Origin of the sequence: Nonomuraea indica (assembly GCF_002850745.1) — a bacterium.
Lineage (GTDB): Bacteria > Actinomycetota > Actinomycetes > Streptosporangiales > Streptosporangiaceae > Nonomuraea > Nonomuraea indica.
In genome coordinates, this window is record NZ_KZ559476.1 from 234,824 (window position 1) to 257,636 (window position 22,813).

Below are 22,813 nucleotides of genomic sequence, written 5' to 3' on the forward strand. Positions count from 1 at the left end.
TTGTCACGGTAGCCTCCCAGATCACGGAAGACTACAGGCCTCCGGTTTTGTCACACGGGTCCCGGGATACCCCTCCCTACCCAGGGCTGTGCGGACAAACCCGGTCTTGCCCGGAAGGTTCCACAGCACTTCGATGACGCCAGAGACACAGAAGTTCATCGACCTTCTCGAGAGCCAGCTGGGCTACGCCGAGAGGGCCGGTGCCTACACCAAGTTCGGCCACTGGTACGGCAAGAACGTCGAGTTCGACGCCGACTACACCGCCGCTCCCTGGTGTGACATGTTCCTCGCCTGGGCCGCCAACAAGCTCGGCTACGAGGAGTGGATGGGCGAGTTCGCCTGGACCGTCAGCCACGCCAAGTGGTTCAAGAAGAACGACGCGTGGGGCACCAAGCCCGAAGTGGGCGCGTTCGTCTTCTTCGACTGGAGCGGTTCCGACGACATCGACCGCATCGACCACGTCGGCGTCGTCACCAAGGTCGTGGGCCGCAAGATCCACACCATCGAGGGCAACATCGACGGCGGCATCGCCAAGCGCAAAATCCGCGACACCGACAAGGTGGTCGGCTACGGCTACCCCGAGCGGATCAAGGAACGCCTCGACGAGCAGCTCGCCAAGCAGCAGGCCATCGAGAACGCCCACCGCGAGCAGCTGAGCCAGCCACCCGGCCAGCAGGTCAACCAGCTCCAGAACGGCCCGCTCAGCTCGCTCATCCCCTCCACCGAGGTGTACGTGGAGGTCCAGCCTCCGCTGGCCGCCCGCAGGGAGCAGGCCCCCAAGACCGGCAACCAGGCCCAGCGGGAAGGCGCCCCGTCCCCCGCCGAGCCCGGCGCCCAGCCGCGCACCGGCACCCGGACCGAGGCGCAGGCCAAACCGCAGGCCGACACGCCGCGAGCGGACGCCGCCGGGCGGACCGAGAAGAAGGGCAAGCACGCCAAGCCGGCCACCGCCGACACCACCGCGGTGACCGCCGAACCCCTGCCGCCCACCGTGGAGGCGGCCCGGCCCGTCACCGCCCCCGCCCTCGACTCGCCCACGCTGGTCGGCTCGGCCCTGGTGGCCGCCCTCGCCCTGCTCGCGATCGCCAAGACCCGGCAGCTGCGGGCCCGGCCCGCCCTCGCCGCCGCGGCCACCGCCGCCGCGTCCACGCCGGCGGCCCGCCGTCACCGGCACCGCCGCAAGGCCGGCGCCCGCACCCTCTTCGCTGCCGCCGCGGCGGCCCCCACGGCCTCCACCACGGCCCCCGCGGCCCTCGGCCCCGGCACGCCCCCGGACCGGACCCTCACCACGAGCCCGGCCCCGTCGAGGGCCGCCGGGCTGCCCACCCCGGAGGCGCCCGAGACCGTCCCGGTGCCCGCCCGGGTCCCCGCCGAGCTGCCCATCGCCGCGCGGCTCGCCGCCGGGGCCGGCGCGGAGTCGCCGCTGGAGTCGTTCGAGCCGATCGTCATCCCGCGCACCCCGGCGGCCGGCTCCCCCGGACCGCGCTTCCGCCCGTTCGAGCCGGTCACACTGCGGCTCCCCACGCCGTCGGCGGGCGCCCAGCACCGCTCGGGCGACGACGCGCTGGGCATCCGGCTCGCCACCCCGTCCGAGCCCCTGTCCACACGGCTCTCCGCCCCGTCCGAGCCCCTGTCCGCGCGACTCTCCGCCCCGTCCGGACCGGTCGGGGAGCGCCACTCCGCCGCGCCCGCGGCGGGGCGGCGGACGCTGCCGTTCGAGCCGATCGCCATCCCCGAGGCGACGAGCTCGTGGGACGCCTTCGCGCCGCCCGCCGGCCGGGCCGCGGCGGCCCACCGGCCCGCCGGCGGCCCGCCGTCCCGGGATTCCGCCACCGGCGCCGCGCACGGGTCCTGGGACGCGTTCGAGCGCCCGGCCCGTCCGTCGCGCCGTCACGAGGCCGGGTACACCGCCCAGGCGCGCACCACCCGGCTGGAGGGCTCGGGCGGCTACCGGGGCAGGCGGCGCAGGAGCGGCCACCCGATCGAGGAGCCCGCGGCCTTCACCGCCGACGCGCCGCTGCGCGGCCGCCGCCACCGCGTCACCGCCCCCCACTGCCCCGACCAGCAGCGCCAGGACCCGCACGGCTCCGACCCGTCCCGTCCGGCCCAGCGCCGCCTGGACGCCCCCTGGGCCGAGCACCGGCTCGACGCGTCCTGGACGGCGCCGCAGCGGGGCGGCGACGGCGGCACGGCGGTGCAGGACGCGACGGCGTTCGCCGCGTGGGACAGGCCGACCCGCGGACGCCGCCATGCCCGGGGTGCGGACGGGCCCGTCGACGGCCAGTTCTTCCAGGACACCCCGTCACGCGGCCGCCGCCACCGCGCCTCACGCCCCGCAGAGACCCCCGCGCCCGCCGGCGCCGCCGCCCCCGGCGCTGTGGCCACCGGCCCCGCCGCTTTCACGCCCGCCACCTACACCCCTGCGGCGTTCACCCCCGCCGGCCTCCCCACCGAGGAGTGGAGCCCGGCCACCACCGGGGCGTTCGCCGCCGTGGTGCTGCCGGCCCCCGCCGACGTCCACGCCGGGCCCGACCCCGGGGTCACCGTGCCGTGGCCGGAGCCGGACAGGCCGACCGCTTCCGCCGGCACCGCGTCCGCGTCCACCGCACCGGCCGGGGAACGCCGCTCCGGGTCACGCCGAGGCCGCCACCGCGCCTGACCACCGCCGCCCGACGTCCCCGCCCGTCCGGCCCCCTCCTCGGAGGGGCCGGACGGGGGTCATCGGGAGCGGACGCGGAGGTGGGCGCGTTCGCCCTGGTGGCCGAAGAGGACCAGCAGCTCCACCGGCTCCTCGTCCGCGCTCCCCATCCAGTGCGGCACGTGGGTGTCGAACTCGGCCGCCTCTCCCGGCTTCAGCACGAGGTCACGGTCGCCGAGCATCAGCCGCAGGCGACCGTTGAGCACGTACAGCCACTCGTACCCCTCGTGGCTCTTCAGGTCCGGCTCCACCCCTGGACGCGGCGGGATGATCATCTTGTACGCCTGCATGCCACCGGCCCGGCGGGTGAGCGGCATGAACGTCGTCCCGTGGCGGCGCACCGGGCGCAGGTGGACGCGCGGATCACCCGTCCGGGGAGCGCCGACCAGCTCGTCGAGCGGGACGTCGTAGACCCGCGCCAGCGGGAGGAGGAGCTCCAGGTTGGGCCGGCGCCCGCCGCTCTCCAGCCGCGACAGGGTGCTCTGCGAGATGCCGGTGCGCTCGGCCAGGTCGCCGAGCGTCAGCTCGCGCCGGCGCCGCAGCGCCCGCAGCCGTGGGCCCACGGCTGCCAGCACGCCGTCGAGGTCGTCGTCACGCCGGTCGCCGCGAAGGTCGTCGTGCGAGTCGCCGTGCCGGTCGCCGCGAGGGTCGTGGTGCGAGTCGTGCGAGTCGTGCGAGTCGTCGCGCCGGTCGCCGCGAGGGTCGTCGTGCGAGTCGCCGCGGTGGTCCCCGCGGGAGTCGTCGCGGTGGTCGTCCATGCTCGCCAGCTTGCCGTTCCAGCAAGAGCCTTTGCAAGCGTACGGCCGGCTCCGGCCGTACGGAGCGCCGCCGTGGTCGGAGCGCCGCCGTGGTCAGAGCGCCGCCGGTGGCGAGAGTCCGTAGGCCGCGGCGAAGGACTCCAGCGCGGTCACCGCGTCCCGTCCGCGCCGCCACGGCCGGACGATGAGCCGGTCCACGCCCAGCGCCGCCCACGACGGCACCTCCTCCGGGCCGCCCAGCTCGTAGGCGTGGACCGTCACGGAGCCGGTCCCGCCCAGCGCGGCCAGCCGGTCGAGCTGGGGCCGGATCGACGCCAGGGTGTGCGGCATGCTGATCCACCCGTCGCACAGCCGCGCCGCCCGCCGCAGCGCGGCCGGCGACTCGCCGCCGCAGAGGATCGGCAGCCGGTGCTGGACGGGTTTGGGCTCGAAGGCCACCTCGGGAAAGGCGTAGAAGCGGCCGGAGTGGGCCACGACGGGTTCGCTCCACAGCCTCCGGGCCACCGCGACGGCCTCGTCCAGCCGGGCGCCCCGGTCGGCGAAGGAGATCCCCGCGGCATCCCATTCGCCCCGGTACCAGCCTGCGCCGACCCCGCAGACGGCCCTGCCCGACGAGACGACGTCCAGCGTGGCGAACGCGCGGGCGGAGACGAACGGGTGGCGCAGCGCGAACAGGTGGACGGCCGTGCCGAGCCGGACCCGGGAGGTGCGGGCGGCCAGCCAGCACAGGTACGCGGGGGCGTCGAACAGCGGTGTGGACGGCTTGATGCCGGGGTCGGAGGTGCCCGGGTAGACGGCCGTGGACAGGTCGGTGGTGAAGACGAGGTGCTCGGGCAGCCACACCGACTCGAAGCCCAGCTCGTCGGCCGCGACCGCGACGTCCTTCCACGCGGCCGGGTGGAGCAGCCCGAGCGGCACGCCGAACTTCACGGGTACCTCCGCGTGTCCCCGGCGAGCACGGGGGCGCGGACCGCGGCCCGGTGCTCGGCGGCCCCGCCGTAGGCGGCCGACAGGGACCAGGCGCGCGCCAGCCAGAACCGCAGGTCCAGCTCCTCGGTGTAGCCGATGGCGCCGTGCGTCTGCAGGGCGGAGCGCGCGGCCAGCACGGCGGCCTCCCCGGCGGCGGCCTTGGCGGTGCGGGCGTCCCGCCACGCGGTGTCCCCGCCTCCCGGCTCGGGGGCGTCCCTCTCCTGGGCGTCCGCCGAGACGGCGGCCCGGTGGACGAGCGGCGCGGCGAAGGACACCGCGATGGCCACGTCGGCGAGCAGGTGCTTGACCGCCTGGAAGGACCCGATGGGCGCGCCGAACTGGCGCCGCGTGCGCGCGTACTCCACCGACAGCTCCAGCAGCCGCCTGGCCACCCCGATGAGCTGCGCGGCCGTGGCCACGGTGGCCCGCAGCAGCGCCGGCTCCAGCGGCCGCTCCAGCGGCGTGGAGCCGGTGTACGCCACGTCGAACAGCGGACGGCACGGATCGGCGCCGGGCCGGGGCGTGAGGCGTACCGAATCCCTGGACACCAGGCGGGCCCCGCCGGGCCGGGCGACCACGACGAGGTCGGCGAGGTCGGCGTCCGGCGCGAACGCGGCCCCCGGCGGCAGCACGGCCACCCGGATCTCGCCGGAGGCGAGCTTGGGGAGGCCGGGAAGCAGGTACGGCGCGGCGACGGCGGTCTCGACGACGGGCCCCGGCAGGCAGGCCCGGCCGGTCTCCTCCAGCGCGGGAAGCGCGTCGGTCAGCCCGAGACCGAGCCCGTCCGCCTCGGGCGGGACGAGCAGCCCGAAGAACCCGACCTCGGCGAGCCGGTCCCAGGCGGGCAGGCGTCCGGTGCGCAGCGCCCGCGGCGGGCAGTGCGCGGCCAGCACGTCGCGGACGGTCTGGGCGAGGGCGAGCTGGTCGGGGGTGAAGGCGAAGTTCATCGGGGCGGCCCCTTCGCTGGAGGACGGGGTCAACGGGGCAGGCCGAGGACGCGCTCGGCGATGATGGTGCGCTGGATCTCGTTGGTGCCGGCGTAGATGGGCCCGGCCAGCGAGAAGAGGAACCCGTCGAGCCAGGGCGTCTCTCCTGCCCGGTCGCCGAGGAGTTCCACGGCCAGGGTGTGCATGCGCAGGTCCAGCTCCGACCAGAAGACCTTGCCCATGCTGGTGGCGGGGCCGGCCTCCTCCCCGGCCATGAGGCGGCGCGCGGTCCCGAAGGTGTGCAGCCGGTACGCCTCCGCGTCGGTCCAGCAGCGGACGGCCCGGTCGGCGAGCACGGGGTCGGCGTCGCGGGCCAGGGCGACGAGCCGGTCGGCGGTCGCCAGGAACCGGCCGGGGCTGCGCAGGGTGAGGCCGCGTTCGGAGGAGGTGGCGGCCATCGCGATCCGCCAGCCGTCGCCCACCTCGCCGATGACCATGGAGTCGGGCACGAGGACGCCGTCGAAGAACAGCTCGGCGAAGCCGGGCAGCCCGTCGAGCTGCGCGATCGGCCGGACGGTCACCTCGTCCATGGGGAACATGAGGTAGGTCAGTCCTCTGTGCCGCGCCCCCGAGGTGCGGAACAGCCCGAACCCGTGGGAGGCGTAGGAGGCCCGCGAGCTCCACGTCTTGTGGCCGTACAGACGCCAGCCGCCGTCGGCGCGTACGGCGCGGGAGGTGAGCGCGGCCAGGTCGCTGCCGGCCTCCGGCTCGGACCAGGCCTGCGCCCACACGTCGTCGGCGCGGGCCATCCTGGGCAGCCACGTGCGCCGCTGCTCCTCGGTGCCGAAGGCCATGAGGGTGGGGGCGAGCAGGAAGATGCCGTTCTGGCCGACGCGGGCGGGCGCGCCCGCCGCCCAGTACTCCTCCTCGAAGATCAGCCAGTCGATGAGGGAGGCGTCCCGCCCGCCGTAGGCGGCGGGCCAGGAGACGACCGACAGGCGGGCCGCCGCGAGCTCCGCCTCCCACGCGCGGTGCGCGGCGAAGCCCTCGGGGGTGTCCAGGGAGGGCAGCGGGGCGGGGACGTGGGCGGCCAGCCAGTCGCGGACCTCGGCGCGGAAGTCCTGCTCGGCCCGGGAGAAGTCGAGATCCACGACACCAACCTAGCGCACGCTTGGTTCACTGGCCAGGTCCTGCGGGGAGCACGCCACGGACGGACCATCAGCGGTCCAAGCCTCGGCCGAGCGCGACGGAGGGACCGTCAGCAGCGCAACGCCCGGCCCAGCGCGGCGATCCGCGCCTGCCTGGCCCGGACGCCCAGCGCGGTGTCCGGCGCCATCATGTCGAAGCCGTGGAAGGCGCCCGGATACAGGTGGAGCTCCGTCGACACCCCGGCCCGCACCAGCCGCATGGCGTAGTCGACGTCCTCGTCCCTGAACACCTCCAGCTCGCCCACGTCCACGAACGCCGGAGGCAGCCCCGCCAGGTCCCCGGCCCTGGCCGGAGCGGCGTACGGCGAGACGTCGTCGCCGCCGGCCCGGTCGCCCAGCAGGGCCCGCCAGCCGAAGAGGTTCGCGTCCCGGTTCCACACGACGGCGTCGGCGAACTCGTGGCTGGACGGCGTGACGTTGCGGTCGTCGAGCATCGGGCAGATGAGGAGCTGGAAGGCGACGGCCGGGCCGCCCCGGTCGCGGGCCAGCAGCACGGTGCCGGCCGCCAGCCCGCCGCCCGCGCTCGCGCCGCCCACGGCCAGCCGCCCGGGGTCGACGCCCAGCTCGGCGGCGCTCGCGGCGGTCCAGAGGAGTCCGGCGTAGCAGTCCTCGACCGGCGCCGGGTCCGGGTGCTCGGGCGCGAGCCGGTAGTCCACCGCGACGACGACGCAACCGAGCCGCTCGACGTACTCGGCGAGGAAGGCGTCGTCCATCTCCGGCGTGCCGACCATCATCCCGCCGCCGTGGATCCAGTAGAGGCAGGGCCGGGCCTCCTCCGGGCCCGCCGCCGGGCGGTGGACACGCAGCCGGACGTCGGGGGCGCCCTCGGGCCCCGGCACGTGGCGGTCCTCGATCGTCACGCCGCTGTCAGGCCGGGGCACCGCCGCGGCCACCGCGTGCACCTCGGCGCGGATGCCCGCGACGTCCTCCATGGTCATGGCCGAGAGGTCCACCGCGGGCAGGGGCGTCCGGTCGAGCACGGCCCGGAGCTCCGGATCAAGGTTGGGATGGTATGCCATGCCGTCTCCCTTTCCACGAAGGCCGCCGCCGTACCTCTCGATGATCGGCGCGGGCGTGCCGGTGGACGACCGCCGTCCGGCCGGCACACGGGGTGGGGGCGCCCGAGGCGGGAGGATCAGCCGAGGTAGGCGGCCCGCACCACCGGGTCGCCGCGCACCTCGTCCGGGGTCCCGGACGCGATGACCCGGCCCAGGTCGAGCACCACGAGCCGGTCACAGGTCTCCATGACGAAGCCCATGTCGTGCTCGACCAGCAGCACCGTGGTGTCCAGCGCCGCGACGACCTCGCGCAGCCGGGCCGTCTGCTCCGCGTCCAGGCCCGAGGTCGGCTCGTCCAGCAGCAGGAGTCGGGGCCGGTCGGCGAGGGCCCGGGCCAGCTCGACCAGCCGCCGCCGGCCGACGGGCAGCGCGGCGGCGTGGACGTCGCGCAGCCCGGTCAGCCCGCACAGCTCCAGCACCTCGGCGACGCGCTCGCCGCGCTCGCGTTCCAGCCGCCGCCGGGCCGGCCACCCGACCAGGTCGGCGGCCAGGCCGCCGCCACCGCCGTGCCAGTCGAGCGCCGCCAGCACGTTCCCGGCCACGGTCAGCCGGCCGAACACCTGGGTGCGCTGGAACGTCCGGCGCACGCCGAGCCGCGCCCGCCTGACGGCCGACGTCCCGGTCAGGTCCACGCCGGCCACGGCGACCCGGCCGGCGTCCGGCCGCCGCAGCCCCGACACCACGTCGAACAGCGTGGTCTTGCCGGCCCCGTTCGGCCCGATGACGCCGCACACCTGGCCCTCGGGCACCTCGAACGACACCCCGTCCAGCGCCCGGACCCCGCCGAACGCCACGGACACCTCCAGCACGCTGAGCATCACGACACCCCCAGGTAGGCGGCGGTCAGCCGGTCGGCGTCCACCTCGGACCGCGGCCCGCTCCACACCACCCGGCCGAGCCGTACGAACGCGACCCGGTCGGCGACGGCCAGCGCCTCGGTCGCCTTCTCCTCCACCAGCAGCAGCGCCACCCCGCGCCGGCGCAGCTCGGCGAAGACCTCGAACACCTGCCGCACGACGAGGGGCGCCAGCCCCAGCGACGGCTCGTCGGCGATCAGCACCCGCGGCGGCCGCACGAGGGCGGGCGCCAGCGTGAGGAGCTGCTGCTCGCCGCCCGACAGCGCGCCCGCGAGCACGGTACGGCGAGCGGCGAGCTGCGGCATCCGCTCGTAGGCGGGGCCGGGGTCGGGCAGCCAGGTGCGCAGGTTCTCCTCCACGGTCAGGCCGGGGAAGACGCCTCTGCCCTCGGGGGCGAGCACCACCCCGGCGCGCGCCCTGCGATGCGCGGGCCAGGCGGTGACGTCGGCGCCGTCGAGCAGCACCCGCCCCGCGGTCACCGGCACGTCACCGGCGGCGACGGCGCACGTGGTGGACTTGCCCGCGCCGTTGGCCCCGAGCAGCGCCACCACCTCGCCGGGCCGTACGGCCAGGTCGATCCCGCGCAGCACGGTGACGTCGCCGTACCCGGCCACGATCCCCTCCAGCCGGAACACCCCCTCTCCGGCGTCCGCCTCCACGGACGCCACCGGCGACGGCGAAGCCGCCGAAGCCGCCGAAGCCGCCACGGGCGTTCCCGCCCCGCCCACCCGGTCACGGACCCTCACGGCGCCGCCCGCGGGCCCCCGGTCCTCCGCCACGGCCTCGGGGCCGTCGTCCCTCGCGCCGGAGGGCGTGCCGGGCCGCGCGGCATCGGCCGGGACCGTCGCCGCGGCGGTGGCGCGGGACCCGGCCCGCCGCCGGCGGCGGTGGCGCTGCTCGGCGAGCTGCGCCAGCACCCCGTCCGGATGCCGGGCGAGGATCATCCCGCCCGCTCCGAACAGGATGGCGCCCACGTGCGCCGACACGTCCCAGGCGGCCAGCAGCTCGGGGAAGACGGCCGCGACGAGCCCGCCGAGCACGGCCCCGCCGACGCGGCGCACCCCCTGCAGCACCACCACGGCCAGCCAGACGAACCCCGCGGCGGCGGGCAGGTCGGTCGCCGTGATCGACCCCTTGGAGATGGCGAACAGCGCGCCGCCGAGCCCCGCGATCCCGGAGGCCAGCACGAACAGCATGATCTTGGCGCGCGGCGCCGACAGCCCCGAGGTGACCGCGGCGGCCGGGGCCGAGCGGACGGCGAGGATCGCCCGTCCGGAGGCCGACCGTTCCAGGTTGCGGATGAGCATCGCGACCAACCCGATCAGCGCCAGCAGCAGCACCACCCGCACCCGGGGGTCGGAGGTGTCGGCGAAGCCGAAGCCCAGCGCGGGCAGCGGCCAGCCGATCGTGCCGTTGCTGAACGCGTCCACCTGGAACAGCACCTGGTCGGCCAGCAGCGCCAGGGCGAGCGTCGCCAGCGTGAGCACCCGCCCGCCGAGCCGCAGCGCGGGCAGCGCCACCAGCATGCCGACGGCGCACGCGGCCAGCACCCCGAGGGCGATCGCGACGACGAACGGCAGCCCGGAGGCGAACGCCCAGCCACAGGTCAGCGCGGCCATCGCGGCGAAGGCTGCCTGGGCCAGGTTGACCATGCCGCCGATCCCGGTCACCACCACGAACGAGCAGAAGATCAACGCCAGCACCAGCCCGTGCGCCGCCACGCCCACGTAGTACTCCGGCCCGGTGGCCGTGAACACCAGCAGCGCCGCGAGCGACAGCGCCCACGGCAGCCGCCGCCGCCAGACCGGCACGCCGGCCAGGTGGTCGGGCGGCGGCGCGTCCTCGGCCGCGCTGCCGGCGACGCGCTCCCGCGACCGGTTGAGCAGCACCAGCCCGGCGAACAGCAGGATGACGGGCACGGCCGTGCGCAGCCCGGTGATCTCCTCCAGGAAGTCGGTGTAGCCGGCGACCAGGTTCTGCACCACGCCGAGCGCCAGCCCGGCGGCGAACGTCCACGGCACCGACCGCAGCCGCCCGAACACCGCCGCCGTCGCCGAGGCGAACAGCAGCACCGTGTACGCGGTGGCGTCCAGCCCGAGCACCGGCACGGCCAGCACCCCGGCCAGCCCGGCGAGCCCGGAGCCGAGCATCCAGGCGACGGCCGAGGTGGCGTCCGCGTCGATGCCGCGCAGCGTGGCCAGCCGCCGCCGGTCCACGCAGGCGCGCATCCGCAGTCCGTACGGGGTGTGCCGCATGAACGCCCACAGGCCGGCGGCGGTCACGGCCGACGCGCCGAAGGTGATCAGCTGGTCGGTGTCGAGGCGCACGCCGAGCACGTCGAGCGGCACGGCCGGGTGCGGCCCGATGCCGCGCGGCAGCGACGTCGCGTCGGCGGGCGGCAGCCCGGAGACGTCCACGACGAGCAGCCCGAGCGCGGGCAGCGCGATGGTCAGCCCGATCGTGCCGACGATCTGCGCGGTCTCCCCGGCCCGTGCGAGCCCGCCGAACATGGCCCGGTGCAGCAGGTAGCCGAGCGCGGGCGCGAACACCCCGGCCGCGAGCAGGGCCGACAGCCAGGAGGGCAGCCCGGCGGCGACGTTGCACTGGTAGAACAGCAGCGCCGAGACGAACCCGATGGCGCCGTGGGCGAAGTTGAACACCCCGGTCGCCGCGTACGACAGGGTCAGGCCCGAGCCCATGACGGCGAAGACCGCTCCGGTGACGAGCCCGCTGACGACGTAGCCGAGGATCATCGCAGCGGCACGTTCTCGAAGCACTTCATGCTCTTGGCCACCGTGAAGGCGCCCTTCTCCAGCTTGACCAGGGCGCCGCAGCCGTTCGGCTCGCTGTGGTCCCTGGGGTACCGGATCCGGCCGAAGCCGGCGTTCTCGTAGGAGTAGGAGCCGTTGCCGGTGGCCAGGAACCTCTCCCGGGTCAGGTCCCTGCCGGTCTTGGTCAGCATGTCGAGGAAGATGTCGGCGGCCCAGTAGCCGATCGCGAGGTGCTGGGTGAGCCGCGTGCCCGGCGCGGTCTTGGCCACGTCGGCCTTGAGCTGGGCGATCTCGGGGGCGGTCGACTCGAACGGCTCGAACATCGGCGCGGCGATCACGCCCTCCAGCGCCTCGGCGCCGGCCGGGTCGGCCAGGATGGCGGTGTCGTAGCTGGTGGCGTCGGTGAGCACGCCCCGGTATCCGGCCCGCTTGAGCGCCGCGTAGAGGCCGACGTTGAACTTCGTGCCGGCGATGACGGAGACCACGACGTCCGGCGGGCCGCCGCCGTCCGATGTCATGATCTTGTTGACGTACGGCAGCCAGTCGGGCGGCGGGGCGGCGGCGGGCAGCCCGGAGTTCACGCCGGCCAGCTCGAACCCGGCCGCGGTGAACGACTGGGAGATCGTGGTGCCGCCGTACTTGCTGCCGCTGGAGTCGCTGGTCTGCACGTAGACGCTCTTGCCGGTGGCGCCGCCGAGCAGCTCGGCCATCTGCCTGCCCCACCAGGTCTGCGATCCGGCCCCCTTCTTCGGCGCCAGGCAGCCGTTGTAGCCGAACCCGGTCCTGGTGCCGCACCACTGCGGGCCGGTCGCCCAGCCGAACCACAGCACGCCCTGCTGCTCCAGGAACGCCGCGCCGCCGAAGTTCGGGGCGTGCACGGGCACCAGGGCGAACACCTCGTCCTTCTGCACGAGCTTCTTGGCCGCGGCGTCGCCCTTGGCGGCGTCCTGGCCGTCGTCCTCCGCGCCGAGGAACTCGATACGCCGCCCGTGCACGCCGCCCGCGGCGTTGGCCCGCTCGAACCTGGCCCGGGCGCCGATCTCGGCGTCCTTGGTGGAGTAGCCGCTGGCGCTGGTCTTGGTCAGCACGCCGCCGACCCTGACGGTGGTGTCCGTGACGCCTGGCGTGCCGCCGCCCGCGCCGGGCGCCTTCTGCTGGGCGGCGCATCCCGCGAGCAGCGCCACCACCAGCGCCACCGCCGGCACGGTCGCGCGTCCTCCCCTGCCCCGCCGCGCTCTGTCGTGTCGTCGTCGCACCCACGCCTCCCACCTCGTGTACGGCAGGCGCCCCGACCGTGACTTGGCCTAGCGCTCGCTTGGTTTTGGGCTGAGCGTAAATTCGCCCGAAAGGGGTGTCAACGGACGCGACCTCACATGCCGAGCAATCGCTTGCTCGTAGAACGCGGGCCGGGCTAGCGTGAGGCCATGCTGATGCGCGCCGCCGTCCTCACGGCCTTCCACGAGCCGATGGAGATCCGCGAGGTGGAGATCTCCGACCCCGGGCCGGGCGAGGTGCGGGTGCGGATCAGGGCGTCCGGCGTGTGCGGCTCCGACCTCAAGGCGATCGACGGCAAGAGCCCGGTCGTCACCCGCCTGCCGTACATCCTGGGCCACGAGAGCGCGGGCGTCGTGGAGAGCACCGGCCCGGGCGTCACCGGCGTCGCGCCGGGCGACCACGTGATCATCGCGATGAACGGGCCGTGCGGCGCCTGCCGCAACTGCGGCGCCGGCCGCCCGCACCTGTGCTCGGGCCCGGCCAGGATGACCGCCGTCATGGGCGGCGCGCCGCGCGTCACGGTGGACGGCGAGCAGGCGCGCCGCTTCATCGGCATCGGCTCGTTCGCCGAGTACGCGGTGGTGAGCGAGGCGATGTGCGTGCGGATCGACCGGGACGCCCCCTTCGACGCGATGTCACTGCTCGCCTGCGGCGTGGTCACCGGTGTGGGCGCGGTGCTGAACGTGGCCCGGGTGCCCCCTGGCGCGAGCGTCCTCGTGGTCGGCTGCGGCGGCGTCGGGCTCAACGTCGTCCAGGGCGCGGTCCTGGCGGGCGCGACCACGATCATCGCCGCCGACGTGGCCGAGGCGAAGCTCAAGCTCGCCGAGCGCTTCGGCGCCACCCGCACCCTGGTCCCGGACGACCTGCCCCGCCAGGTGGCCGAGGTCGTGGCCGGCGGCGTCGAGTACGCCTTCGACGCCACGGGCGTCCCCGGCGTCCTGGCGGCGGCGTTCGCCGCCACCGCGCCGGGCGGCACCACCGTCATGGTCGGCAGCCCCCCGGCCGGCCGCCCGGTCGAGATCGACCCGGCGCTGCTGTTCTCCTCGCGCCGCCTCGCAGGCACCCAGGGGGGCGACGCCGCGCCCCGGCGGGACCTGCCGATGCTCGCCGCCCAGTATCTCCGCGGCCGACTCGACCTCGACGGCCTCATCACCGAACGGCTGCCCCTGGAACAGGTCAACGAGGCGGTCGAGCACGTACGCCAGGGCTCGGTCGCCCGCGCCGTGATCGTCTTCTGACGGCAACCGTGCTACTCTTCTAATGAACTTTAGAAGAAAGGCACCCCCATGTCCTACCCCGACGCCCGGTACTTCGGCGACAAGGGCGAGGCCAACGGCCGGTTCCGGCCCGCCGACGCCCCCCACGACCTGCGGATCGGGCCCGCCACCGACGACCCGTCCCAGCGGCGCACCCACGTCCACTACCTGGCCACCGGCGACACCACGGGTGGCGCCTTCGGCCTGTACCGGTGGGAGATGGGGCCGCGGCCGAGCGGGCCCAGCCCGCACTTCCACCGCACGATGACCGAGTCGTTCTACGTCCTCGACGGCACCGTGCGGCTCTACGACGGCGACCGGTGGCGCGACGGGAAGCCGGGCGACTTCCTGTTCGTGCCGGAGGGCGGCATCCACGCCTTCAGGAACGACTCGGGCGAGCCCGCCAGCATGCTCCTCCTCTTCACCCCGGGGGCTCCGCGGGAGGGCTACTTCGAGGAGCTCGCCGAGATCGCCGCCTCGGGCCGGCAGCTCACCGAGGAGGAGTGGGCCGAGCTGTTCCTACGCCACGACCAGTACATGGTCGGATGACAGCGTTCCCGGAAGAGCCGATCTACGAGCAGCTCGCCCGCATCGGCAAGGTCCTGGCCAGCCCGGTGCGGCTGCGCCTGCTGGACGTCCTCGACCAGCGTGAGCGCACGGTGGAGGAGCTGTCGGAGGAGGCCGGCATCCCGCTGAAGAACACCTCCGCACAGCTCCAGCGGCTCCGCGAGGCACACCTGGTGACCAGCCGCAAGGAGGGCACCCGCGTCCACTACCGGCTGGCCGACGAGGACGTCTCGCGCTTCCTCGGCCTGCTGCAGGACTTCGCGCAGGGGCGGCTGGCCGACCTGCGCGAGGCCGTGGAGCTGCACCTGGGCCTGGCGGAGGGGGTGACGGCCGGCGAGCTGGCGGGCCGCCTCGACGATCCCGGCACAATCGTCGTGGACGTCCGGTCGGCGGCGGCCTACGCCGAGGCGCACCTGCCGGGCGCCCTGTCGCTGCCGCTCGCCGAGTTGCGCGACCGCCTGGCCGAGCTGGACGCCCGGCTGGCCGGGCTGCCGCCCGACGCCGAGATCGTCGCCTACTGCGGCGGCCCGTACTGCGTCGTCTCGCCCGAGGCGGTGCGGCTGCTGCGCGAGCGCGGCTACACCGCCCGCCCGCTGGACGGCGGCCTCACCGGCTGGCGCCGCTCCGGCCGTCCCGTCCAGACGAGCTGATCGACGTACCCGGCGGCTACGTGCGGACCAGGGGACGGGCCGGCGGCGCCGGCGCGGGCTCGTCCTCCTCCTCGTGCCCCTCCACCGAGAGGTTCGGCAGCAGGCGGTCGAGCCAGCGTGGGCACCACCAGTTCGCCCGGCCCAGCAGCACCATGGTCGCGGGCACCAGGAAGCCCCGGATGATCGTGGCGTCCACGGCGATGGCCGCCGCAAGTCCCACGCCGAACGTCTTGACCATGGGGTCCGGGTAGGCGATGAACGCCACGAACACCGAGACCATGATGAGCGCCGCCGAGGTGATGACCCGCCCGGTGGAGCCCAGGCCCTCGGCCACGGCGCGGGTGTTGTCGCCGTGCCGCAGGTACGACTGGCGCACCGCCGTCAGCAGGAACACCTCGTAGTCCATCGACAGCCCGAACAGCACCGCGAACAGCATCAGCGGCACGTAGCTCTCGATCGGCACCGTGAAGAAGAACTCCCGCACGTACGACCCGTCGAGCGGCGGGTCCATGCCGACGAGCCGGCTGCCCAGCCCGTAGGAGAAGACCAGCGCCAGCGTCCCGAACGCGGCGCCCAGCGACACCAGGTTCATCAGCGCGGCCTTGACGGCGACCAGCGGGGCCCGGAACGCCAGCAGCAACAGCAGCGCGCTGAGCAGCACGACCACGCCGATGACCAGCGGCGTCCGCTCGGCCATCCGGTCAGCCGCGTCGGTCAGCCCGGCCACCTCCCCGCCGACGTGCACCTTCACGCCCGGCACGGACAGGGCGCGGACGTCGTGCACCACGTCCGCGGAGCGCGTGTCGCTCGGCGCGTAGTCGGGGACGGCCTGGACGAGGACGGCACGTCCCGACTCGTTGAGCTTGGGGGCGGACACGTGGGCCACGCCGTCGACCCCCTCGACCTCGCGCACGAGCCGGCGCACGACCGGGGCGCCGGTGTCGGCCACCTTCTCCTCCAGCGCGGCGACGACGATCATCGGGCCGTTGCTGCCCGGACCGAAGCCCGCCGCCATCAGCTCGTACGCCCGCCGGGACGGGGAGTCCTGCGCCGCGTACCCCTCGTCCAGCGGCCCCAGCTTGATGGCCAGGGCGGGGGCGGCGAAGGCGGCCAGCACGACGACGCTGCCGATGAGCACCCGCCACGGGCGGCGCGCCACCCAGGCGCCGAGCCCGCCCCAGCCGGACGACTCGGGCCGCCGGCCCAGGAACGGCACCCTCAGCGCGTTGATCCGGTGCCCGAGCAGGCCGAGCAGCGCGGGCACCAGGGTCACGGAGGTGAGCACGGCCATCACCACGGAGATGCCGGTGATCCAGCCGAGCGTGCTCAGCAGCGGGAAGCCGCCCAGCATGAGGGCGCTCAGCGCGACGATGACCGTGCCGCCCGCGAACACCACCGCTCCGCCCGAACTCGCGACGGTCCGCCGGATCGACTCGTGCACCGCGACGCCGTCGGCCAGCAGCCTGCGGTGCCGCGACAGCAGGAACAGCGCGTAGTCGATGCCCACGCCCAGGCCGATCATCGTGGCCATGATCCCGGCCTGCTTCGGGACGTCCAGGACGTGCCCGAGCAGCCCGATCAGGCCGAGGCCCGCGGCCACGCTGACCAGCGCGGTGAAGATCGGCACCAGCGCGGCCGTCAGCGTCCCGAACGCGAACACCAGCACCAGCAGCGCGCAGAGCACGCCGATGATCTCGCTGGGGCCGGTCTTGATCTCCTTGTCCGCCGGGGAGCCACTGTCCGCGGCCACCACCTCCAGGCCGGCGGCCCGGGCCGGGTCCGCGGCCTTCGAGACCGCCTGCGTCGTCTCGGCGAGCTTGGCCGGATCGTGCCCCTCCATGCGCACGGTGATCAGGCCCACCTGCAGGTTCGGGGAGAGCCCGCCCTTACGGGAGGGCGTGTCGACCTGCTCGACGTGCGGCAGCGTCCGGATCCGGTCGGCGGCCCGTTCCATCGCCCGCTGCCTGCTCTCCTCCAGCAGCGCGCCCTTGGGCGAGTGGACCACGAGCTGCACCGTGCCGCCCTGCGCGTAGCCGGGGCCGAACCCGGACCGCATCAGGTCGTGGGCACGCTGCGCGTCGGTGCCGGGGATCGACACGTCGTTGCTCACGGGGCTGCCCAGGACCAGGCTGCCGCCCATCAGCCCCACAGCGGCCACCACCCACAACGCCAGCACCACGAGCCCGTGCCGGGCGCACCAGCCGCCCAGCCGTCCCAGCATGCGCGCCATCGACCCGCCCTCCTCGACGCCCGTCCTGTACGGCCGTACAGTACCTACGATAGGGGTGAGAGATCGCCATGGCTGCACAGAGCCCGGAAATGAGACGATGACCACAGTTGACGACACGCGCAGCCGCATCCTGGCCGCCGCCCGCGAGCTGTTCGCCGAACGCGGCTACGCCGGCACCTCCCTGGCCGACATCGCGGCGGCGGTCGGGCTGACCAAGACGGCCGTGGCCTACCACTTCCACCCCAAGGACAGGCTGGCCGCCGAGCTGATCGCGCCCGCCGCCGAGGACATGCTCACCCTGCTGGGGACCGACTTCGCCGACCGGCCCGCGGTGGTCGAGGCGCTGGTCGGTTTCACCGTGCGGCACCGGGCGGTGATGCGCCTGGTCATGGACGACATCAGCGGCGCCGACCACGCCCCGCCGGGCTCGACCGGCGAGGCGATCAGGACGTTCAGGGACGAGATGTTCGCCAAGCTGGCGGGGCCCGACCCCGACGCCGCGACCCGGCTGCGGAGCTGGGCCGTGCTCGGCGCGCTCCAGGGCGCCATCGTGCAGACCATGGACCTGCCCGAGGAGCAGGTCCATGACGTCCTGCTGCGCTCCGCCCTGGCGATCTGAGATCCCGGCGAGGACCGGGCGGCGGACACCACCTGATTTTAACGATCGTTCCAAAACCTGTTAGGGTCTGATCGTGCCTCGCCCACGGGAGTTCGACGCCACACGCGTCCTCGACGCCGCCATGGACGCCTTCTGGAGCAAGGGCTACGCGGCCACCTCCGCCCAGGACCTGGTGAACCACACCGGGCTCGGGCGCGGCAGCCTCTACAACGCCTTCTCCAGCAAGCACCACCTGTTCCTGGAGGTGCTACGCCGGTACGAGGGCGAGTGGACGGCGCGGCAGGTGACCGTCCTCGAAGGTGACGGCCCGGTCCGCGACCGCATCCGGCAGGTGCTGATGACCGTGGTGGACGAGGAGACGGACGGCGGGCAGGAGCGCCGAGGCTGTCTCGCCGTGAACGCCGCCGTCGAACTGGCCGGCCAGGATCCGGAGGTCACCGCGCTGGTACGCCGCGTCTTCACCCGCATGGAGGACGCCTTCAGCGAGGCCCTGGAGCGGGCCGGGCGCGACGGCGAGATCGGCGCCGACCATGATCCTCGCGCCCTGGCCCGCTACCTGCTCAACTCGATGTACGGCTTGAGGGTGCTGGGCAAGACCGCCGACCGGGCGGCCATGACGGACATAGTCGACCTGACACTGCGCGCGCTCTGACGAACCCGCGCCAGGCGTCGGAGCCCTCCACGCCTTTATTTTGTAACGATCGTTCAAGGAGAACGCCCATGAAGAAGAGAGCCGCCGTCCTCGGCACCGGGATCATCGGCGCCCCGGTGGCGAGGAACCTCGCCGAGCGCTTCGAGGTCCGCGTCTGGAACCGTACGCCGGGCAAGGCCGACGAGCTGGCCGACGTCGCCGGAGTGTGCGCCACAGCGGAGGAAGCGGTCACCGGGGCCGACATCGTCGTCACCGTGCTGAAGGACGGCCCGGCCGTCCTCGAGACGATGTCCGCCGCCGCGCCAGGACTCGCGCGCGGCGCGCTCTGGGTGCAGCTCAGCACCGTCGGTGTGACCGCCGTCGGCGAACTGGCCGCCTTCGCCGGCCGGCACGGGCTCACCTTCTACGACGCACCGGTGCAGGGCACCAGGCAGCCGGCGGAGAGCGGCCGGCTCGTGATCATCGCAGCCGGCCCGGAGTCCGGACGGCCCGAAGCGGAGGCGGTCTTCTCCGCCATCGGCAACCGGACCGTCTGGGTGTCCACCGAGGTCGGCGCCGCGAGCCGGCTCAAGCTCGCGCTCAACACGCTGGTCCTCGCGCTGACGCACGGGACGGCGGAGAGCCTGGCGATCGCCGAGGCGCTCGGCGTCGATCCACGGCTGGTGGTCGACGTGGTGGCCGGCGGGCCGCTCGACAGCATGTTCTTCCAGGGCAAGGCGGCCGCCATCCTCGCTGGCGACTACACGCCGGCCTTCTCCGTCGGCAATGCGGCGAAGGACGCCCAGCTGGTCGTCGAGGCCGCCGAGCGAGCCGGCGTGGAGATGGACGTCACCGCCGCCGGCCTGCGGCGCTTCGAGCGCGCCGCCGAGCAGGGTCATCGGGACAAGGACATGGCCGCCTCCTACCTGGCGAGCACCTCCTGAGTGGCACGACCCCCGGGACGGGAGCAGCCGGCCTCCGGCTCGCCCGTCACGGCTCGGTCGGGGTCGGCTGGGGAGTCTCCGTGGCCGGGGGCTCGGTGGGCTCGGTCGGGTCGGGCTCGCTCTGACCGGCCACCCCCACCGTGATCGCCACGCCGCCGCCGGGCGCGGCGCAGGAGCCCGCCGCGACGCTCTGCGTCAGCACGGTGCCCACCTGCCGCTCGTCGGTCACGACCTGGGTCCGCGTGGTCACGTCGAATCCGGCGGCGCGCAGCGCGGCACGGGCGGCCGGCCCGGAGCGGCCCACGACCGCGGGCACGATGGCGCCGTTGCGCGACACGACGAGCGCCACCTTCGCGCCGCCGGAGACCCGGGTGCCCGCCCCCGGCTTGCTCGACAGGACCTCACCGTCCGGCTTGGCCGAGCACGACGTGCCGGCCCCGCCCACGACGAGCCCGGCCGCGCGGAGGGCGGCCTCGGCCGATCCGCGCCGCAGACCGGTGACCGCGGGGACGGGCACCCCCGCCGACACCCGCAGCGCGACCGCGGTGCCCCTGGCCACCGAGGCGCCGGGAGCGGGCCTGCTGTCCAGCACCCGGCCGATCCGCTGCCGGGAGTCCGCCTGCGTGACGGTGCCCGCCACCAGCCCGGCCCGCTCCAGCGCGGCGACGGCGGCGGCCCGGTCCAGCCCCCGCAGCGCCGGGACCCGCACGCCGACCGACGTCCTCGCGGGCGGATCGGCGGTGCGCCGGGTTTCGGGGGCCTCCCTGTCCTGCTGCATGGCGATGCCGTCGGCCCTGCCTCGTTCACCGCCGGGTTCGGTGCCGCTGTCGGCCGGTCCGACGGTGACCACGGTCGGCACCGCGGCGGCCTGCGACGGCTCGTCCTTGCGCAGGCCGGGCACCACCACGCTGAACAGCACCGCCGCGCTCACCAGCAGCGCGGCGGACGCGGCGAGCCCGGCCCGGTTCGCCGCCCGGCCCGTGCGGCGGGTCCGCTCCGGGTCGTCGCGGACGTCCCCCGTGATCCGCAACGCCACCGCCCCCCGCCGCTCCTCCGGCCCGGCCCCCTGGGCGGACGCACCCCGCGAGCCCGCCCCTCCACCCGGCACGGACTCCACACCCGAACCCGCCCCTCCGCCGGGCACGGAAGCAACACCCGAGCCCGCCCCTCCGCCGGGCACAGAAGCAACACCCGAGCCCGCCTCTCCGCCCGGCACCGACCCGGCACCCCGGCTCGCTCCCGGGCCCGCCGCTCGCCAGGCGTCCGGCCCGTCGGGCGACCCGGGATCAGGATCGGGGTCGGGACCGGAGCCGGAATGGAGGGCCGCCGGCAGGCGGTAGCCGCCCGGCGTCCCGGTCTGCTCCGGCTCGGCGACGGGCGTCATGGGAGCGGCCACGGCCCCGGACGCGGGCGAGGGCGCCGCACCCGAACCGGCCGCCGGGACGCCCACCGATCCGGCCCCGAAGCCCGCCCCGGCCCGCAGGATGTGCGGCGGAGGCGAGCGCAGCACCTCCGCCGGCACCCCCTCCCCTCCGCCCAGGAGCTCCAGCAGCAACTCCCGGCTGCTCGGCCGGTTGCGGGCGTCCTTGTCCAGGCACGCCGCGACGATCTCCCGCAGCCGCCCCTCCAGCCGCCCCAGCTCGGGCGGCGCGGTGAGGATGCGGTGCAGCACCGGCGCCACCGAGTCCTGCCCGAACGGCGCGCTGGCGTTGGCCGCGAAGCACACGGTGGCGCCCCAGGAGAACACGTCGGCCGCCCCGGTGACCGCGGAGGCGGTGATCTGCTCGGGCGCCATGTAGGCGGGCGTGCCCACGCCCCGGCCGCTGACGGTCGCCGCCGCGTCGAGGGCCCGGGCCAGCCCGAAATCTATGACGCGCGGCCCGTCCGCGCCGAGCAGCACGTTCTGCGGCTTGACGTCGCGGTGCACGATGCCCGCCCGGTGGATCGCGGCGAGGGCCGTCGCGGTGCTCACGGCGAGCCGCTCGAGCGCGGCTCCCGTCCGCGGCCCGGTCCGCGCGACGTCGCGGGCCAGCGACGGCCCGTCGACGTACTCGCTCACGATGTACGCCCGGCCGTCGTCGAACCCCGCTTCCACCACCTGCGCCGTGCAGAACCTGGCCACCTGCTTGGCCAGCTCCACCTCGCGCAGGAACGCCGCCCGCTCGTCCCCGACGGGGCCGTGCAGGAGCTTGACCGCGTAGCGCGCCTCGTCCTTCGTCCCGAGGTACACCACGCCCTGACCGCCCTCGCCCAGGCGCCCGGACAGCTCGTACGCCCCGAGTCGCCGCGGGTCCCCCGCTCTGAGCGGGTGCGCCATTGGCACGGGGCGCCTCCCCTCGCCGCCACCCCACATCCCTCTCCACTGAAGGCAACCGGCGCCCGGCCGTCAACGGGCCCGCCCGCAATCGCGGCCGGACCGTGACACAGCAGCTCAGAACAGGTGGGACGGCCTAGCCTGTTGGGTGACATCCCTGGCACCCGAGGGTGTCACCTTGCTGTCGCGACGGACTCAGAGCAGTCGCGCGTACGCGTCGAGCACGGGCAGCACCACGTCGGCCGGGGCGCTCGGCACGCTGGCGACGGTCTCCTCGATCCCGAGCCCGGCGTAGTGGTCGAGCTTCTCCCGCGTCGGCAGCGTGCCGAACGGGATGACGCGGGCCATCGGCCGCCCGGCCTTCTCGCACGCCTCCCGCAGGGCCGGCAGCGCGGCCCTGACGCCCCGGCCGCCGATCGGCATCCAGCCGTCGGCGTACTCGGCGACGTGCGCGAACAGTTTCGGCCCGGCCGCCCCGCCGAGGTAGACGGGCGGCCCGGAGACCGGTTTGGGCCACGACCACGACGGCTCGAACCGCGTGTGCGCGCCGTCGAAGGCGGCCACCTCGTCGCGCCACAGGGCGCGCATCGCCAGCACGTGCTCGCGGGCCACCTCGCGCCGCGACCGGTACGGCACGCCGTGCTGGGCCACCTCGTCGGCGTTCCAGCCGAAGCCGACGCCGAGCACCACGCGCCCGCCGGACAGGTGGTCGAGGGTGGCCACGGCCTTGGCGGTGACGATCGGGTCGCGCTGGGCGGCGAGCAGGATGCCGGTGCCGACCCGCAGCCGCGTGGTCACGGCGGCGGCGTAGGAGAGCGCGACCAGCGGGTCCAGCGTGCGCTTGTACTCCTCGGGCAGCTCGTCCTGGCCCGCCGGTGGCGGTGTGCGCCGGGAGATCGGGATGTGGGTGTGCTCGGGCACGTAGAGGGAGGCGAACCCGCGCTCCTCGGCGGCCCGGGCGAGATCGTGGACCGGCATGGCCAGATCCGTGGTGAACATCGTGATCCCGAGCCGCATGCGCCCTCCTGACGTCAACCAAGCGATTGCTCGGCTAAGATTTCTAGAGTAGCTTGCCGCTCAGA

The 22,813-nt window shown here is 74.9% G+C and carries 18 protein-coding genes; 7 read left to right on the forward strand and 11 right to left on the reverse strand.

Annotated elements, in window-relative coordinates; all coding sequences use genetic code 11:
* Positions 1-133 precede the first annotated feature (133 nt).
* The gene (locus tag CXR44_RS41770; protein WP_101788864.1) at positions 134-2,659 is read left to right on the forward strand and encodes a CHAP domain-containing protein; all 2,526 of its coding nucleotides are present in this window, start codon (positions 134-136) and stop codon (positions 2,657-2,659) included.
* Between the two features lie 59 nt (positions 2,660-2,718).
* On the opposite strand, the gene CXR44_RS26760 is transcribed toward CXR44_RS41770, so the two are convergent.
* The 8 genes from CXR44_RS26760 to CXR44_RS26795 form a co-directional block, all read right to left on the reverse strand.
* Positions 2,719-3,273 carry a helix-turn-helix domain-containing protein gene (locus tag CXR44_RS26760; RefSeq protein WP_245899433.1) on the reverse strand — a complete coding sequence of 185 codons (555 nt, stop codon included), beginning with the start codon at positions 3,271-3,273 and terminating at the stop codon, positions 2,719-2,721.
* 276 nt (positions 3,274-3,549) lie between these two features.
* Positions 3,550-4,386, reverse strand: a complete 837-nt coding sequence (locus tag CXR44_RS26765) for a TIGR03619 family F420-dependent LLM class oxidoreductase (protein ID WP_101788866.1) — start codon at positions 4,384-4,386, stop codon at positions 3,550-3,552.
* Entirely contained in the window at positions 4,383-5,372 is a 990-nt protein-coding gene (locus tag CXR44_RS26770; RefSeq protein ID WP_101788867.1) for an acyl-CoA dehydrogenase family protein, read from the reverse strand. The genes CXR44_RS26765 and CXR44_RS26770 overlap by 4 nt, the downstream gene beginning before the upstream one ends.
* Before the next feature lie 29 nt (positions 5,373-5,401).
* Positions 5,402-6,502: an acyl-CoA dehydrogenase family protein gene (locus tag CXR44_RS26775; protein ID WP_101788868.1), complete on the reverse strand. Its 1,101-nt coding sequence runs from the start codon at positions 6,500-6,502 to the stop codon at positions 5,402-5,404.
* A 107-nt stretch (positions 6,503-6,609) separates the two neighbouring features.
* Positions 6,610-7,578, reverse strand: coding sequence for an alpha/beta hydrolase (locus CXR44_RS26780; protein WP_101788869.1), 969 nt, complete (start codon positions 7,576-7,578; stop codon positions 6,610-6,612).
* Between the two features lie 116 nt (positions 7,579-7,694).
* Entirely contained in the window at positions 7,695-8,435 is a 741-nt protein-coding gene (locus tag CXR44_RS26785; RefSeq protein WP_101788950.1) for an ABC transporter ATP-binding protein, read from the reverse strand.
* Positions 8,435-11,227, reverse strand: a complete 2,793-nt coding sequence (locus tag CXR44_RS26790; protein WP_101788870.1) for an ABC transporter permease subunit — start codon at positions 11,225-11,227, stop codon at positions 8,435-8,437. Before CXR44_RS26790 ends, CXR44_RS26785 begins: the two co-directional genes overlap by 1 nt.
* Entirely contained in the window at positions 11,224-12,450 is a 1,227-nt protein-coding gene (locus CXR44_RS26795) for an ABC transporter substrate-binding protein (protein ID WP_219602000.1), read from the reverse strand. The genes CXR44_RS26790 and CXR44_RS26795 overlap by 4 nt, the downstream gene beginning before the upstream one ends.
* A 219-nt stretch (positions 12,451-12,669) precedes the next feature.
* Between CXR44_RS26795 and CXR44_RS26800 the strand changes: the two genes are divergently transcribed.
* The 3 genes from CXR44_RS26800 to CXR44_RS26810 are packed head-to-tail and all read left to right on the forward strand — an operon-like array spanning position 12,670 to position 14,993.
* The gene (locus tag CXR44_RS26800; protein WP_101788872.1) at positions 12,670-13,758 is read left to right on the forward strand and encodes an alcohol dehydrogenase catalytic domain-containing protein; all 1,089 of its coding nucleotides are present in this window, start codon (positions 12,670-12,672) and stop codon (positions 13,756-13,758) included.
* A gap of 48 nt (positions 13,759-13,806) precedes the next feature.
* Entirely contained in the window at positions 13,807-14,325 is a 519-nt protein-coding gene (locus tag CXR44_RS26805; protein ID WP_101788873.1) for a cupin domain-containing protein, read from the forward strand.
* Positions 14,322-14,993, forward strand: coding sequence for an ArsR/SmtB family transcription factor (locus tag CXR44_RS26810; RefSeq protein ID WP_101788874.1), 672 nt, complete (start codon positions 14,322-14,324; stop codon positions 14,991-14,993). Before CXR44_RS26805 ends, CXR44_RS26810 begins: the two co-directional genes overlap by 4 nt.
* 16 nt (positions 14,994-15,009) lie before the next feature.
* Here CXR44_RS26810 and CXR44_RS26815 read toward each other — a convergent pair whose 3' ends face one another.
* Positions 15,010-17,223: an MMPL family transporter gene (locus CXR44_RS26815; RefSeq protein ID WP_101788875.1), complete on the reverse strand. Its 2,214-nt coding sequence runs from the start codon at positions 17,221-17,223 to the stop codon at positions 15,010-15,012.
* A 97-nt stretch (positions 17,224-17,320) separates the two neighbouring features.
* On the opposite strand from CXR44_RS26815, the gene CXR44_RS26820 reads away from it, so the two are divergent.
* From CXR44_RS26820 to CXR44_RS26830, 3 genes are all read left to right on the forward strand, one after another.
* Positions 17,321-17,842, forward strand: a complete 522-nt coding sequence (locus CXR44_RS26820) for a TetR/AcrR family transcriptional regulator (protein WP_101788876.1) — start codon at positions 17,321-17,323, stop codon at positions 17,840-17,842.
* 73 nt (positions 17,843-17,915) lie between these two features.
* On the forward strand, positions 17,916-18,494 hold the full coding sequence (locus CXR44_RS26825; protein WP_245899423.1) for a TetR/AcrR family transcriptional regulator: 579 nt from the start codon (positions 17,916-17,918) through the stop codon (positions 18,492-18,494).
* A 68-nt stretch (positions 18,495-18,562) separates the two neighbouring features.
* Positions 18,563-19,417 carry an NAD(P)-dependent oxidoreductase gene (locus CXR44_RS26830; RefSeq protein ID WP_101788878.1) on the forward strand — a complete coding sequence of 285 codons (855 nt, stop codon included), beginning with the start codon at positions 18,563-18,565 and terminating at the stop codon, positions 19,415-19,417.
* Positions 19,418-19,463: 46 nt separating this feature from the next.
* On the opposite strand, the gene CXR44_RS41775 is transcribed toward CXR44_RS26830, so the two are convergent.
* Both CXR44_RS41775 and CXR44_RS26840 read right to left on the reverse strand, forming a co-directional pair.
* Positions 19,464-21,734: a serine/threonine-protein kinase gene (locus CXR44_RS41775; protein WP_281260302.1), complete on the reverse strand. Its 2,271-nt coding sequence runs from the start codon at positions 21,732-21,734 to the stop codon at positions 19,464-19,466.
* 192 nt (positions 21,735-21,926) lie between these two features.
* On the reverse strand, positions 21,927-22,748 hold the full coding sequence (locus CXR44_RS26840; RefSeq protein WP_101788880.1) for an LLM class F420-dependent oxidoreductase: 822 nt from the start codon (positions 22,746-22,748) through the stop codon (positions 21,927-21,929).
* Between the last annotated feature and the right edge of the window lie 65 nt (positions 22,749-22,813).

What these genes read in the sequence shown, in the direction of transcription:
- CXR44_RS26780 (WP_101788869.1), bottom strand. Translation starts at nt 7,578, where the DNA reads ATGGCATACCATCCCAACCTTGATCCGGAGCTCCGGGCCGTGCTCGAC.
- CXR44_RS26800 (WP_101788872.1), top strand. Translation starts at nt 12,670, where the DNA reads ATGCTGATGCGCGCCGCCGTCCTCACGGCCTTCCACGAGCCGATGGAG.
- CXR44_RS26785 (WP_101788950.1), bottom strand. Translation starts at nt 8,435, where the DNA reads ATGCTCAGCGTGCTGGAGGTGTCCGTGGCGTTCGGCGGGGTCCGGGCG.
- CXR44_RS26820 (WP_101788876.1), top strand. Translation starts at nt 17,321, where the DNA reads ATGACCACAGTTGACGACACGCGCAGCCGCATCCTGGCCGCCGCCCGC.
- CXR44_RS26805 (WP_101788873.1), top strand. Translation starts at nt 13,807, where the DNA reads ATGTCCTACCCCGACGCCCGGTACTTCGGCGACAAGGGCGAGGCCAAC.
- CXR44_RS26815 (WP_101788875.1), bottom strand. Translation starts at nt 17,223, where the DNA reads ATGGCGCGCATGCTGGGACGGCTGGGCGGCTGGTGCGCCCGGCACGGG.
- CXR44_RS26830 (WP_101788878.1), top strand. Translation starts at nt 18,563, where the DNA reads ATGAAGAAGAGAGCCGCCGTCCTCGGCACCGGGATCATCGGCGCCCCG.
- CXR44_RS41775 (WP_281260302.1), bottom strand. Translation starts at nt 21,734, where the DNA reads ATGGCGCACCCGCTCAGAGCGGGGGACCCGCGGCGACTCGGGGCGTAC.
- CXR44_RS26770 (WP_101788867.1), bottom strand. Translation starts at nt 5,372, where the DNA reads ATGAACTTCGCCTTCACCCCCGACCAGCTCGCCCTCGCCCAGACCGTC.
- CXR44_RS26840 (WP_101788880.1), bottom strand. Translation starts at nt 22,748, where the DNA reads ATGCGGCTCGGGATCACGATGTTCACCACGGATCTGGCCATGCCGGTC.
- CXR44_RS26810 (WP_101788874.1), top strand. Translation starts at nt 14,322, where the DNA reads ATGACAGCGTTCCCGGAAGAGCCGATCTACGAGCAGCTCGCCCGCATC.
- CXR44_RS26790 (WP_101788870.1), bottom strand. Translation starts at nt 11,227, where the DNA reads ATGATCCTCGGCTACGTCGTCAGCGGGCTCGTCACCGGAGCGGTCTTC.
- CXR44_RS41770 (WP_101788864.1), top strand. Translation starts at nt 134, where the DNA reads ATGACGCCAGAGACACAGAAGTTCATCGACCTTCTCGAGAGCCAGCTG.